This window comes from Pseudomonas mercuritolerans (assembly GCF_025706525.1).
In the GTDB taxonomy this organism is placed as follows: domain Bacteria; phylum Pseudomonadota; class Gammaproteobacteria; order Pseudomonadales; family Pseudomonadaceae; genus Aquipseudomonas; species Aquipseudomonas mercuritolerans.
In genome coordinates, this window is record NZ_JAMSHA010000008.1 from 109,504 (window position 1) to 123,604 (window position 14,101).

Annotated in this window: 9 protein-coding genes; 3 read left to right on the top strand and 6 right to left on the bottom strand. The window is 59.4% G+C overall.

Annotated features, from left to right (window positions below; translation table 11 throughout):
- The first annotated feature begins 133 nt into the window (after positions 1 to 133).
- Positions 134 to 5,251 (top strand): dermonecrotic toxin domain-containing protein, encoded by a 5,118-nt coding sequence (locus ND528_RS21760; RefSeq protein WP_263471218.1) that lies wholly within the window; start codon positions 134 to 136, stop codon positions 5,249 to 5,251.
- Between the two features lie 52 nt (positions 5,252 to 5,303).
- Here ND528_RS21760 and ND528_RS21765 read toward each other — a convergent pair whose 3' ends face one another.
- The 6 genes from ND528_RS21765 to ND528_RS21790 all read right to left on the bottom strand — a co-directional run bounded on the left by ND528_RS21765 (position 5,304) and on the right by ND528_RS21790 (position 12,227).
- Positions 5,304 to 6,554 carry a hypothetical protein gene (locus ND528_RS21765; RefSeq protein ID WP_408005058.1) on the bottom strand — a complete coding sequence of 417 codons (1,251 nt, stop codon included), beginning with the start codon at positions 6,552 to 6,554 and terminating at the stop codon, positions 5,304 to 5,306.
- 5 nt (positions 6,555 to 6,559) lie between these two features.
- Positions 6,560 to 7,063 carry a CS1 type fimbrial major subunit gene (locus ND528_RS21770; protein ID WP_178083615.1) on the bottom strand — a complete coding sequence of 168 codons (504 nt, stop codon included), beginning with the start codon at positions 7,061 to 7,063 and terminating at the stop codon, positions 6,560 to 6,562.
- A gap of 33 nt (positions 7,064 to 7,096) precedes the next feature.
- Complete coding sequence (locus ND528_RS21775) at positions 7,097 to 7,840, bottom strand: molecular chaperone (protein WP_263471219.1); 744 nt, start codon at positions 7,838 to 7,840, stop codon at positions 7,097 to 7,099.
- A gap of 43 nt (positions 7,841 to 7,883) precedes the next feature.
- Positions 7,884 to 9,104, bottom strand: coding sequence for a hypothetical protein (locus ND528_RS21780; protein WP_137214082.1), 1,221 nt, complete (start codon positions 9,102 to 9,104; stop codon positions 7,884 to 7,886).
- A 2-nt stretch (positions 9,105 to 9,106) separates the two neighbouring features.
- Complete coding sequence (locus ND528_RS21785) at positions 9,107 to 11,629, bottom strand: CS1-pili formation C-terminal domain-containing protein (protein WP_130909646.1); 2,523 nt, start codon at positions 11,627 to 11,629, stop codon at positions 9,107 to 9,109.
- A 115-nt stretch (positions 11,630 to 11,744) separates the two neighbouring features.
- Entirely contained in the window at positions 11,745 to 12,227 is a 483-nt protein-coding gene (locus ND528_RS21790; protein ID WP_130909645.1) for a CS1 type fimbrial major subunit, read from the bottom strand.
- 501 nt (positions 12,228 to 12,728) lie between these two features.
- Between ND528_RS21790 and ND528_RS21795 the strand changes: the two genes are divergently transcribed.
- Together ND528_RS21795 and ND528_RS21800 are read left to right on the top strand one after the other, a co-directional pair.
- Complete coding sequence (locus tag ND528_RS21795) at positions 12,729 to 13,304, top strand: PadR family transcriptional regulator (protein ID WP_130909644.1); 576 nt, start codon at positions 12,729 to 12,731, stop codon at positions 13,302 to 13,304.
- The gene (locus tag ND528_RS21800) at positions 13,301 to 14,086 is read left to right on the top strand and encodes a siderophore-interacting protein (protein ID WP_263471221.1); all 786 of its coding nucleotides are present in this window, start codon (positions 13,301 to 13,303) and stop codon (positions 14,084 to 14,086) included. Before ND528_RS21795 ends, ND528_RS21800 begins: the two co-directional genes overlap by 4 nt.
- The last annotated feature ends 15 nt before the right edge of the window (positions 14,087 to 14,101 follow it).

The following is a 14,101-nucleotide window of genomic DNA, read 5'->3' on the forward strand; positions in this document are numbered from 1 at the left end:
CTGATGTATTTTTTCCATTCGATTTTTGGTCGGATCCGACGTCAACTGCGGCGATAGCTCCCGATCTTTGAACTTTTGTTTTGCTCATGCGGCAGTAGGCTGAATACTCCCCAACAATCAAGGATGATTGGCCATGCCTACTGCTTCCCTGCCCGCCGAACCAACGGACAAAGGGCAACACTACGAGTTCATCAAATCTGCCGTCAGCGAACCGTTCAAAAACGCCACCGTCAGTCGGGGCCAAGCCCTGGCGGCAACACCTCTTAACGTCGAGCCCTGGTACACGAACGTGGGCGCAGGCTCGATGGAGAAGCTTGCTGCCGCCAACCTCAAGGCCTGGACATCACAGAACAGCGTCGATCATGCACTGGCGAAAACCGACCTCTACGCATTTGCCGAGCCGTTGTTGAAAGCGCTGATCAAACAACGCCACGGCATCGAGCCGGATGTGCGCAATACGTACCTTCTTCTGTATCAATCAAAAAAGCTGCCCTGGTACACGATCAATATTTCCGAAGGCACCACTGGTCGGACCGTGTCGTTGCTGGATGCTGCCCTGCACAATTTTGCCAGCCATGAACAAGTCGAACAGGGTTCGGCGTATATCAGCAAACCCGATGCCCGAGGACTTTTCGATGTGCTGCCCATCGCCAACAAGATGTCCATCGCCCGGTTCCAGACGTTATGCCGCGATCTGGACCTCGGTGGACAGTACAAAACCCATCTCGAGCAATTGCTGTTGCCCACCGAGCCGCTCGCGCAAGGTGTTCTGCAAGCACGGGTGATGGCCGCCCAAAAAGATGCCCTCGCCGCTGCCGCGCTGATGGCCATGCTCAGGCAGGACATTCAGTACGATGCTTACGAGATGATTCTAAAGCTGATCGATGGCGATTCGCGGGCGTTGCTCGATGGTATCCCGATTCGCTGCTGCGACCTGTCCATGCTCGAAACGCCATTGACCGGCGTACTGTTGATGGTGCACGGCGCTCGTGCCTCCCAGGGTCAGCGAAGGCTTATCGTCTACGTTCCGCATGACCCTGATCATCCGCTCAAGGACTACGACTCGCTGGGTGCCTTCAGGGACGAGTTGACCCGCCAATTGCGTGAAGACCGCTACAGTCAGGCAACCCGGCAGACCTACCGGCAATTCTTCAGCCAGTTCGTCGACCAACAGCAGCGCGGGCATTTCTTTGCGTTGCTCGAGCAACGCCTGTTCACTATCAGCTATCACCCGCGAACGGACCCGAACGATCAGCGCCCACCCTGGCGCAAAACGCCTGTTGCCAAGCCGAGGCTGCAATTCAATCATCTGCCGGTGCGAGGCAATTACTGGCGCCATGCGTACGAGCAAAAGCTCAACAAAATCCTCAATGACGCCAGGGAAGTTGCCGTGTCCACGGCGGCGGCCGACAGCAAGGCGCGCTGGGAATGGTGGGAAAATTTCAAGAAAATCGTCTCGGACGTCTTCAATGTTGCGCTGTTGATCGCCACCCCGTTCGTGCCCGGGCTTGGCGAGTTGATGATGGCCTACACCGCTTATCAATTGACCACCGAAGTCATCGAGGGCGTTGTCGATCTCGCCGAAGGCCTGTGGCAGGAAGCGGCGGACCATGTCATTGGCGTGGTCACCAGCGTCATCGAACTGGCTGCGTTCGGCGCCGCAGGGCAAATCGGCAGCGCCTTCAAAATCAAGCTGTCGCCGCTGGTCGAAGGCATGCGGCCGGTCGAGTTGCCGGATGGCAGACCGAGCCTGTGGCATCGCGATCTGAGCCCGTATGCGCGCAACGACCTGGCCCTGGAGCCGCAATCCAGACCCGATCGACACGGCCTGCATCAGCACCCGAGCGGAAAGGTCCTGCCGCTGGAAGGCAAGCTGTATGTCGTTGACAAGGCGTCGACCGACCCGGCTGTCAACACGCACCGCATCCAGCACCCGCGCCGTGCCAATGCTTATCAGCCGCAGGTCGAACACAATGGTCATGGCGCGTGGGTGCACGAAGCGGAGAACCCACTGGACTGGCCGGACGCCAGACTGATGCCCCGCCTGGGTCACAGCGTCGACAATTTCACGCCGACGCAACTGGAACAGATTCAGCGCACCAGCGGCACCTCCCACGGCGAACTGCGGCGCATGCATCTGGACAACAATCCGCCACCGCCACTGCTGGCCGATACGGTCAAACGCTTCAGCGCTCGAGAGCAGGTGCGAAACGCCACAGCGAGCATACGCAACGGTCAGGCAATTGACGCCGACTCGGTGTGGCTGGAGCCGATACTGACCAGCCTGCCGGGCTGGCCACCGGCGCGCGCACTGGAAGTATTCGCCAACCAGGAGCTGACCGGTTACTCGCGCAAATACGGCAACCCGCTTGCCCAGCAGAGCGACACCCTGCGCATCAGCCTCGCCGACCTCAACGCCGGCGAGTTGCCGGAACGGGTCACGGCTTTTCTACGCGAGGAGGAACTGAACAGTCTGCTGGGGCCAATGCTCACCCCGGAACAACGCGTGCCAGCGTTGCGCAATCAACTCGCGGACGCGGTCAAAAAACGCCGCAACGACGTAGCCCGGCATGTTTATCAGGCGGGCGAGCGCGGCACGAGCGATGAGCTGCGCACGGTCAAACAGGTGTTTCCCGAACTGCCGCTGCCGCTGGCAGAAAAAGTCGTGGCCCGTGCCCGTCCTGCCGAGCTGCAGACAATCCGTGAGGAGCACCGCTTGCCGCTGCGCTTGAAAACCGAGGCCCGTGAACTGGATTTCGAGGCCTCGACCAGCCGCGCTTATGAGGGCTTTTATGGCGACGGGCCGACGACGGCGCAAAGCGAACGCTTGGCACTCAACACCTTGAAAATCAATAGCGACAGTTTTGCCGATCTGCATATCGAGGTGCGTGACGGCAGCCCTGAAGGACCACTGCGCTGCAGTGCCGGACCGCAAGACGCGACAAACGTGCGGCGCCTGATCCGCGATGAGAAGGGCCGCTACGAAGTACTCGACGTTGACGGCCGCAGCGTCCACGCCAACGCTGATTTCTACGAATCGCTGCTGCAGGCGCTGCCGGACGAAGCCCTGGCGAGCATCGAACTTCGGCGCGGCCAGGGCGAGGGCTTCAAGCTATGGATCATGGACCGTTGCGCACTGCCGAGCGAACGGCGTATCGCGCTGGCCGAGCCGCCCATCCGCCCGGTAATACCCCATGAAACCGAACGACTGGTGCGTGGCTGGCCACGTTTCCTTGGTAGCCCGACACCGGAGCAACGAATCAGTGAACTCTACCCGTTGATGAACGAGAGGGAGGTCACTGCGTTTGTCGAAACACTCACGCGCCGAGGCAAACACCTGGAAGCTATCGACCAACTCGAAAGCGAACGCAACCAATTACAGAGCGAGCTGCGTAACTGGCGTGACGGCTACAGCGAACGCGACGGCGAAACAGGGCACCCTCATCTGTCAATAGAATTCCAGCGCGAAGGTGGGCAGTTTATTCTGGATCGGTTGACCGAATGTTTTGATCGAAACAGCGAGATTTTCGGTGAGCGCAGCGTCCACCCCGACCAGGGCTACACCCTGGATCTGTCGTCCGACCTTCAAAATCACAAGCTGGAAAACTGGTGGAATGACCTGCGCAGACGTCCAAAAATGAAGCCCTATTTCGATCGCATTACCGCACTGAAAATCGATCGGGCAAGGCTGCCGCCAGACCCCAGCATCCTGCTTAGCACCTTCCCCAATTTGCGCCAGTTGAGTGCGCGCCAATGCGAGCTCAAGGAGCTGCCTTCGATTCTTGGGCTGATGCGACAAATGGAACAACTCGATCTGGCCGACAACGCTATCCGGCTGACCACCGAGTCGCACCAGGACCTGGGTGCGCTGGACCGACTGCGCACCCTCAATCTGAACGGCAACCGCCTGCAAATACCGCCTGACGTCAGCCGGATGGATCATTTGACGAACTTGCATCTGCGAGATACCCGTCTCAAGGCCTGGCCCGAAGGGTTGTTCGAAGTTGGCAGCACGCCGAAACAACGACCGCGCAGCTTCACGCTGGACATGCGCGGAACCAACGTCGACACGTTGCCGGAAGTCGCCGCCAAGTCCGATCAGGAGTTAATTCTGAGCCGGTCACGCCTGGACCCGTCATCGCTCACGCCCGACGACCGCATTCGCTACGGCAAATACCGTGAGTCCGCAGGTTTCAGTGCCGTACAGGATTACCTGCCGGCCGCCAGCGACGAGCTCCTCCATTGGAAGACATTTCCGCGAAATTCCATCGACTTCAGCCCGTCAGGTTCACTGAGCCGGTACCGCGAGGAGTCGTGGCACGATCTGATGGCCGAGCCCGATTCCGCTGGTTTTTTCAGCGTGATCCGCAAACAGCGCGAAAGCGCCGATTACCACACGGATGAAGGACGCCGGCGCCTGACCCAGCGCGTCTGGGAAATGGTCGACGCGGCCGCTGTCGACGCCAAATTGCGCGAGGCCCTGTTCAAGCAGATCGTCTCCCCCGAGGACCGCGGTGATCTGGGCGCGCAATTGTTCAACTCGCTGGGAATGAAAGTGCTGGTTTCAAAGGCCTACACGGAGTCGACCTCACCGGCCATGCTGGAGGACAGGCTCGTACGCCTGGCCCGTGGTGCGGCTCGTCTGAACAAAGTGGCCGATGAAGCCGCTTTCGAATACAAGACCCAGGAGGCGTTGAACGCCAGCGACCCGAAGAATCTGGCGCCCGACGAAGTCGAGGTTCACATGGTGTACGAGACTGCTCTGGCGGGACGGCTGCAGTTGCCATGGCAGACGGACCAGATGCTGTACCGCCCGCGTTCCGGCGTTACCGTGGAAAAGGTCGACGCGAGTTACGCAAGAATCATCCAGGGTGAACAAGGCGATGGCTTGGTCAACGCCATGCTCGATCTGGACTCGGACAACTTTTGGGCTGACCACCTGCGCAAGACGTACCCGGAACTCTACGAACTCAATGATCGGACTTTCGAGCCCATGGAAGGCCTGCTCGATGAGCTGCGCGAGGCCAAAGCCGAATGGGCTGACCCGAACGGGCAAGCCAATCCGCATACACTTGCCGCAAAGATGCAGAAACTCGCCGATCAGCTGGACATTGCCGATGAACCCGGGCTGTTCGACGAAGTCCCGATGAGCCAGCAACGTTACCAGGAACTTTTGAACGGAATCGGCTACAAGCGCAACGAGCTGTCACGCCGCCTGACCCGCGAAGCGATGGCCAGAGCCGGCCTGTAAAACCGCACATATCCGACCGACCAGCCTTCGAAGGCTGGCCGGTCTGATCCATCTAGTCCACCTCTGAATCCCAGATCACCGTGATATTGCCTCTGAAGGGTCGGCCTTTGGCATTGATGATCAACCAGTTGGTGGACGTCGGCCCTACTTCGAAATGCAGCGTTCCCGGCTTGCGATCCAGATAAATGCCCGGTTGAAACGCGGCACTGGCCTGGCGTTTGAGCGGGTACCGATTGACCGGTTGACCGGTACTATCGGTCAGGCCGCTGGGCAGACTGACACTGACGTCTACCGCGCCGGCGTAACCCGACTCGCGGTCGACGATGCCGCAGCCGGAGCCAAACCCAAGGTCGTGCTCACACTCGATACTCATGCTGAATCTGGACGACGCGGAAATCAGGAAGGTCTGATCGCGAAACAGCCGCACAGGCTTGCGACCGCTGTCCAGCCATGACTGCCATCCACCCTGGGGTTGCAGCACAACCTGATTGCCGCCAGGCGGAATGTCGACTTTGAGGGTGTGCTGTACGTCGAGTACGAAATCCAGCGTGACGCGATCATCGTCCGGCTGAAATTGCGATCCGAAGCTGAAATCGCCACTGGGCCCCATGCTGTAGGTCAATGAACCGGTATACAGGCCCGAAGACATACCCAGGGGATTGGGCGTGCGCAATTCGTAAGCGAAGTCGAGGGTGTCGAAATACATCGACGGAATGGTGGCCGTGGTCGCCTTGGTACACAGCGCTTCGACAGGCGTTTTCCAGAAAAACCGGTAACTGTTCGGCGAGAAGAAACCGACACCGCTGTAGCGGCAGGGCGAGGGTGCGTACACCCAACTGCTGCCGCTCCACAGCAATTGATGGCCACGCAGCACGTCGCTCACACCAACCAGCTCGTGTGCCGGCTGACTCAGGACATACGTGGAGCCGATGCCGGTAATACGCACCTCTACGGTTTCGGTCTCCATCGTTTCGGCGTTGGTCACGGTCAATCGGCGCCAGTTGGCCGGCACCTTTATGCCCACACCCCAGCCAGGCGGGAGACTGGACTTTGAGTCGAATCGAACCGGCAACTGAATACTGAACACCGAGTTTTCCGCACATTGACCGGGATAACTCGCGCAATAACCGCTATTCGGAGTCTTGTTCACGAACACGTTCTTGCTCGGTTGCGCAGGGTCGGGTTGAAACAGCGCGCGGATCTCCTGGTTCACCGCCTGCGCCTGCCCCATGCTCAACGCAAGCGTCAGGCCCAACCCGTAAATCGCAGGCCTTGAAAGCGGTTTGATTGGTTTTGCAGTCATGTTCATTACTCAGCGCCTGGCGTACTGGCACTGAACATCAGCAGTACGTTGCCGTAATAGTTCCCTGAACGGTATCCGCCTACGGGCTCGACCGGCTCGATCTTCAGCGCGACGCGCTTGCCGGCGGCGGCCTCCTCCCGGGAGAGCACTTGTCGCGGAAGGACGTGAGAGCTCAACTCCACATTGTTGAACGTGACCCGCAATTGGATAATCTCTCCCGGCCTGCCGTTTTCCAGAAAAGGATCAAGCAGCAGGCGGGCATCAATGGCGCTGCTGTCATGGCGTGCATCGAAATTCTTCTCCAGGCTGCCCAGCGTGGCTTTCGGATAATCCCAGAACAGTTGCTGGGGCCGGTGAATCCAGTCCGGCTCTGCTGGAATCACATAGAACGGGCGGCTGGGAATGGTCAGCGACACTTCGAAGGTGTGCTCTTCTCGCGCTCCCCAGGCCTCGCTGCCGCTCAGGCTGGCGGCGGCCAGCAGCACGAGCGCGGTAGATTGCTTGATCATTTTGGTTACCCGGTGCGTCATTGGAAAACCGTGTTAGCGGCTGGCGATCTTCATGGTCTTTTTGGCGTTGCCTTCAATCAGGAAGAAGCGGTACTCGCGACCCTTCTCCTTGTCGAAGGCGAACGTCCTGCCAGCCAGAACGTGATGTTTGGTGGTCGCCCCGCAGTCGCTTTCCTTGCTCAGCGAGCAGCTTTTGAACTCGTCGACGATGACCACGGTGTTGCCGTTGTTGCGCAGTTCGTAGCGGTTCTCGGTGTCATTGACTGCCGTGTCGAAACGCGCATCCCTGGGCCGCACGAAGAAGATCGTGCCGAACCCGGTCATGACGTTGACGCCCGCCGAGAGTGATTTCCTGTATTCGTCGCGCTCTTCGCCGCTGACCACGAAGTCGTCTTCCTTTTCCGGTACCACCGGTACGAAGCGCACGCGAAAATAACGCTCTTTATCGCGAGCGCCCATGTACAGCAGACGCGTGCCCTGCATGCCCTGCGCCGGCACGATCAGCCGTGCCGGGCTGGCCATCAGGCCGTTTCGCGAGGCGCCATCGGCAGCGTTCACCACCGGAATTTCCTGCGGCGTACCGTCGGTGCCGTAAACGATTTCCAGGACATTGATCTTGACGAACGCCGTGGCGTCGCCGCTGTTGAAGACCCGTTTGAGATAGGTGCTTTTATCGGCATCGAGATAGTCGTACACCGTGCCGACATTGATCTGCGGCCCGGCCTGCGCCGTCAGGCAAAACAAGCTGAGCAGGCTCAGCAGCAAACTGCGATTCATTGTTTCAACTCCACTGGATTGGAAAAGGCCCTGTCTGACGTGCTCATACATCCGAATCCCATATAACGGTCACGTTGCCGCGCAGCCTGTCGGCGACGCCGGGTCTGAGCAGAAAATCGATGGCGAATGGGGTCATGTCGAAATGCAGAGTGCCGGGCTTGCGGTCGACATACAGGCCTGGCTGGAACGGACCGGCCCACGTGTTGAAGTTCAAACGATGACGGGTGACCGTCTGGCCGGGACTGCCAGGACCACTGATGCCGGGAGGCAACGACATCCAGACCTGGATATCTGTGGTGTTGCCCTCAGCACTGCCCAATCTGCACGTGTTCCCTCCGGGAGAGTTGCACAGCATCATGACCTTGAAGCGCGACGACGCTGAGATGTAGAACAGCTGATCGCGAAAAACCTGCGTCGGTTTGCGCCCACTGTCCAGCCAGGACGCCCAGCCGCCCGCCGGCTCCAGGGTTACGTTGTTGGCGCCAGGCGGAAGATCGATCTTCAGGGTGTGCTGTACGTCGAGTACGAAGTCGAGATTGAGGCTGGCATCGTCCGGGCGCAGCACCGAGCCGAAATCGAAGTCGCCAGCGGGTCCGATGCTGTAGGCCATCGAACCGGTATACAAACCTGAAGACATGTTCAGCGGATTCGGCGTACGCAACTCGTAGGCAAAATCCAGAGTTTCGAACGATATGGTCGGAATCATGAACGCCGTATATTTGGTGCAGCGCGCTTCTACCGGTGTTTTCCAGAAAAAACCGTAGTGGCTGGGACCGTAGGGCAGATTTCCGCTGAAGAGGCAAGGCGCGGCGGCGTTCACCCAACTGCTGGTTGTCCACAGCGCACGGTGTCCTTCGAGGTCATCGTCAGCCCCCGTCAGTTCTTTGGCCGGTTGACTCAGGCGATAGGTGGATCCGATACCGGTAATGCGGATTTCGACAGTCTCCACCTCCTGGGTATCGGCATTGGTCACCGTCAGCCGCCGCCAATTGGCAGGTGCCTTCACCGGTATGCCCTCGCCAGGCAGGAGAAAACGACTGGCGTTGAAATTCACCGGCACGCGAATGCTGAACATGACATTTTCCGCGCACTGGTTCGGGTAATTCGCGCAGTAACCACTGTTCGGCGTTTTGTTGACGAATACGTTTTTCGTCGGCTGGGCGGGATCCGGGCGAAACATTGCGCGAATTTCCTGACTCGCGCCGTGAGCGGTGGATATCCCCAACGCCAGTGCCAGTGCGCAACCCTGTGCTAAAAGCTTCATCATCAGCCCGCCTTCTGTGCAGTGGAGGTAACGTCCGCCAGGGTGTCCGGCGTGCAGCGCAGATCGCCGATCATCAACACGTTGTTTTCGCTGCGATGGTCGGCCTCGTTGAGGCGGAACTGGCACAGCAGTTGGTTGCCCTGACGCACTTCCAGGGTCGGCGAGCCGGCATTCATTTCCATCGAGAAGAAGCCGTCGACTTCGGTCACGCCCCGGCTGGCATGGTTGATCACGTGGTGGCCCTTGAGGGGCTGCCCGCGTCCATCGACCAGGCGACCGAGCACGGTCAGGGTTTTCATCACGCGAATCTTGCGGTACTCGACCCCGCCCTTGTTCAGGTGATAGCGAGTGCGCGCCGGTTCGATGGTGGCAGCCGGGACGGCGTTGCCTTCGAAATCGAAACTCACCGAGCTGTTCTGGTAGGCGGTGATCGGAATGAAATTGCGCCCCGGTTTCAACGCCGTGCCGCTGCCGCTGTAATCGTCGGCACGCAGGACGATGTCCTCGATATCCGACTCCACATCAACGATCATCCCGGCGCCGCGCACTTCGCTCTGGCTGGTCATGAGCATTTGCTCACCGCCAACCACCAGGGTGCTGTCAACGTTTAGGCCGCCGGTGAAATTGCCGTTGTACGACGAACGCTGGATGAAGCCGTCGCCGTTGATCGAGTCGGTGCGGAAGTTGGCCAGGCTGGAAACACCCAGGCCATAGGTGTCGGTCAGCGCGGTCACCGACACGCTCTGCAGCACGTGATCCTTCAGTTCCTTGCGCCAGCCGAGCGAGGCATTGTTGTCGCGTTTGCCATCGCGAGCGGTGCGTGAACCGATGCTGCCGGTGAGTTGCTGGCCAGGCGCGCCGAGTGCCAGGTTGATGCTCAGATCGACGCCGCGGTTGCGCGCATCGCCGCTGCTGTAACTGCCGGGCCGATCGAAAATCGACAGGCGCCAACTGGCATCGCTGCCCAACAGCACGGTGCGCTGGGTCCAGCCCAGATCGACGCCCATACCTTCGACATTGCCTTCGCTGTGCGAGACCCGAGCGTTGAGCGAACTCTTGCTGCTCACGCGGTGGTTGAGCGCCAGCGATGAATTGCTGGTCTGGCCAACGAAGACGTTACGCGGACGAATACGAGTGCCGTCAGGCAATGTGTCATAGGTGTTGGTGGTGTCGAGCCAGCTGCGGTTGTGGCTGATCACCAGACTGCCCGAGCCATAGTTGTAAAGGCTTTGCAGATCCAGACCGGTGCCGTAGTCCTCGGTCTTGTAGACGTTGGCGTACAGGCTGAGGTGGTTGGCCAGGGTCCAGTCAATCGACGTGCCGTACTGCAGTTTTTCGCGGATCTGGCGCGCCGAAGCGCCGATAATCACCCGCGGGTGCAGCAGATAGTTCACCGCCGCGCCGGCGGTGGGACTGCCGCTCGACTGCGTGTCCCAGTTGCTCAGCAGTTTGCTTTCTTCGCCGGCGAACAGGTTATAGCGCCAGCGCTCGTCGAGGTTGCGCCAGTTGTTGGGCTTGTACACCAACTCCTGAGTCGTCGAGGTGATCTGGCCGTCTTCGATCAGGCGCACCTCCACTTCATAGATGCCGCCGGGCAAAGGTCGAGTGTCGAGCGTCTGCAATCCGGCCGGCACCGATTGCGTATTGATCAGCAGACCGTCGCGCCAGATCTCCACCGACCCCTGACGATTGGCCGTTACATAGATCGGGTAAACGCTGGGCATCGGGCTGTTGATGGCGAGGCTGTCGGAGCTGCCGTACATGACACCGACTGCCGTATCGGGGCTGGTACCAAACGTACGCGGCTGACGCGTCAGTCCTTCGGAATTGGGGGTGAAATAGCCCAGGCGGAAGAAACTGCCTTGCAGTTCGCGCTGGGTGTGCAGCTCGTGCACGGCGTGGTACAGCTTATCGTCGGGGCCGCCGAGCCGGGCAACTTGCAGGTTGAGCGTCTGGCTCCAGTTGCCCAGGCTGGAACTGGCTTCCAGGCCAAAACGTCCACCCAGGTCCTGATCCTGACCACCGTTGAGATTGAGCTGGTTGCGCACCATCAGGCCGCTGCTGCCCCCGCTCGGCTGTTCGTAATAACGCTTGGCCGCTACGTCGCGTTCGGCGTTTTCGGTGGCGATCGAGACCAGCGAGTTCTCCAGGTTGTAATGCACCGCCAGAAACTGGTCTGGGCACGAGCCGCTGCACGCCCCCAGAGGCACGCCGGGCTTGAAAAAACTCGCCCATTTTTCCCGCTCGGCAGGGCCGAAGCGGTTTTCGCTGGTGTCGGTGAATTCGAGAAGCGTAATGCGATCATCGCGAGACAAGACCACCATGGCCTCACCCAGCGGCTGCTGATCGACTTCGACCCGCACCGCCAGCGGTACATCGAAGAAATGCTCCTCGAAATCTGCGGGCAAACCTTTTGCCTGCGCCAGCAGACTGCGTGGTGTGGTACCGGCGGTGTTGGATGCGACGGCTGCGCTGGCACAAAACAACAGCGCAAGCGCAGCCGCGATGGGGGTCATCGGGAACATGAACTTGTACTCAGATTTTTTCTAACGAAGGAAAATCCGGCGGGGCGGACACGGGTGTACGCCCCACTGGTCAGTGTTCTGCATGAACGAGAACACTTAGCGCCTGATCATGGGATCAAGGTGCTGGCGGAACGGCGTCGAAGATCATCGCCACGGAACCGGTGTAATCACCTGGCTGGAAGCTGTTGCCCTTGGCGGAGATTTTCAGCGGTGCGCGGTAGTTGACGTCAGACTCGGCTTCACCCACGACCAATTGCGGAGTCAGTGTCAGTTCCTTGTTGTTGAGCATTACTTGCAGGTCGATCGAACTGCTGCCGGAAACCAGTTTCGGCTGGCTTTCGAGGCTGGCATGAACCGAGCCATTGTTATTGCGCACATCGAAGAAACCATTGACTTCGGCCATTTTGCCGGTGCTTGGCTGATAGCTCATGTCCTGGTCCTTGTTGACCAGATCCGGGTCGGTCGGTACGACATAGAAACCATTGGTTGGCACGTGAGCGATCAGACTGATGGAGTGCGACGCTTCGCCCGCAGCGAAGGCGGTCGAGGACATTGCCAGAAGAGCCAGTGGAGCAGCGATTGCGATTTTCTTGAACATCGTTCAGTACCTGTTTGCTTTATATAGGGGGGTGTCATTGAAAGTTCACAAACGCTTTTGCTCATCGACCGCCGGAGCAACTTGAACTTTCAATGGCGGGCATCATCGACTGTTGCCTCTGGAATGTAAGCAGGCAACTTCCGACAAACTCGTAGTTAAACAACCCCACACCCCGCCAGAAAAAAGAACAAAAAACAGATACTTGCAACATTCACTGTAAGTTGCGCCCTACACACAGTTACAGGCAAAAAACCATACAGCAACTTAGCCGCTTTAAAGCGGCAACTTGCGAGGAATTAGAATATATACTCAACTACAACTAGAGCGATAACTTTAACTTTAAGGTCACCGCTTTGATTTCTGCATGAAAAAGCGTTTTCCGGCTATTTTTTGCCTTCACCGCTCGTCCGCCCAAGCCAAAGCGAGGTCAAAAACGTCTTGCACAGGCCTTAAGATATATCTTAAGTTGTATCTAAATACGACGAGAGAGAGAAAGCATAAATGAGAGACCATCATTCCCCACACCGCGAGCACGGCGATGGCCGCGACGGCTTCGAGAAGCGCCCCGGTCGCGAACGCGGCGGCCGTGGCCCGCGCGTCTTCGCCCCCGGTGACCTGAAATTGCTGTTGCTGGCGCTGATCGCCGAGCAGCCCTGCCACGGCTACGACCTGATCCGGCAGATCGAAGGCATGTTCGACGGCGCTTACAGCCCCAGCCCCGGGGTGATCTACCCGACCCTGACCTTTCTGGAAGAGAGCGATCTGATCGCCGGTGATGCCGAGGCTGGCAAAAAGCGTTACAGCGTCACCGACGCCGGTCGTCTGTCTTTAAGTGAACAAGCGGTGGCGCTCGACGGCGTACGCATGCGCATCGACGTCAGCAAGCGCTCGCTGCGCGGCCATGATCGTCCGGCGGAAATCCACGAAGCGGTGCATAACCTGCGCCATGCCTTGCAGCTGCACCACGGCCGCTGGAGCGCCGAAGAAATCCTGCGGGTGCGCGACCTGCTCAACGACACCGCCAAAGCCATCGTCGACGGCCCTGCCGTTCAACCTGCCTCGGAGAAAGCCGAATGACTGCAGTCGATACTCAAACCATTCACCGCGTGATGCACGAAATCAAACGGCGCAAACTTGAAGTGCTGCGCGTCACCGACCTGACCCCGCGCATGCGCTGCATCACCCTTGGCGGGCCGGAACTGGCCGGGTTCATCAGCCTCGGGACGGACGATCACGTCAAACTGCTGTTCCCGCAGAATGCCGAACAGGCCGCCGCGCTGGAAACTCTGCAACTCGGCGCCGGCAAGGACAACGGCCCGCTGCCGCAGATGCGCGACTACACCCCGCGTCGTTACGACCTGGAAAAAATGGAGCTGGACATCGATTTCGTCCTGCACGGCGACGGCCCTGCCTCGACCTGGGCGGAGCAGGCGCAACCGGGGCAGTTCCTGCATATCGGCGGGCCGCGCGGTTCGATGATCGTGCCGGACATCTTCGACAGCTACCTGCTGATCGGCGACGAAACCGCCCTCCCCGCCATCGCCCGGCGCCTCGAAAACCTCGCGGCGAATCGCAAGGCGCTGGTGGTGATCGAAGTGGAAAACGGTGCCGAGCAGCAAGTGCTGGAAAGCGCGGCGCAGTTCAATGTGATCTGGGTGCTGCGCGAAGGCGGCAAGGACAATCTGCTGACTACCGTCAAGCAACTGCAAGTGCCCAAGGGCAATCTGTATGCCTGGGTGGCGACCGAAACCAAGGTCTCGCGGCAGATCCGCCGGGTGCTGATCGATGAGCATGGGCTCGACGAACAGTTCATCAAGGCGGTTGGCTACTGGCGGGCGGAAGGCTCTGACGAGGAGTGATTTTCCTCTGACCAC

Excerpts from the sequence above, each read along its gene's own strand:
- ND528_RS21770 (WP_178083615.1), bottom strand. The coding sequence starts at position 7,063 with ATGATCAAGCAATCTACCGCGCTCGTGCTGCTGGCCGCCGCCAGCCTG.
- ND528_RS21790 (WP_130909645.1), bottom strand. The coding sequence starts at position 12,227 with ATGTTCAAGAAAATCGCAATCGCTGCTCCACTGGCTCTTCTGGCAATG.
- ND528_RS21780 (WP_137214082.1), bottom strand. The coding sequence starts at position 9,104 with ATGAAGCTTTTAGCACAGGGTTGCGCACTGGCACTGGCGTTGGGGATA.
- ND528_RS21765 (WP_408005058.1), bottom strand. The coding sequence starts at position 6,554 with ATGACTGCAAAACCAATCAAACCGCTTTCAAGGCCTGCGATTTACGGG.
- ND528_RS21795 (WP_130909644.1), top strand. The coding sequence starts at position 12,729 with ATGAGAGACCATCATTCCCCACACCGCGAGCACGGCGATGGCCGCGAC.
- ND528_RS21785 (WP_130909646.1), bottom strand. The coding sequence starts at position 11,629 with ATGTTCCCGATGACCCCCATCGCGGCTGCGCTTGCGCTGTTGTTTTGT.
- ND528_RS21760 (WP_263471218.1), top strand. The coding sequence starts at position 134 with ATGCCTACTGCTTCCCTGCCCGCCGAACCAACGGACAAAGGGCAACAC.
- ND528_RS21800 (WP_263471221.1), top strand. The coding sequence starts at position 13,301 with ATGACTGCAGTCGATACTCAAACCATTCACCGCGTGATGCACGAAATC.
- ND528_RS21775 (WP_263471219.1), bottom strand. The coding sequence starts at position 7,840 with ATGAATCGCAGTTTGCTGCTGAGCCTGCTCAGCTTGTTTTGCCTGACG.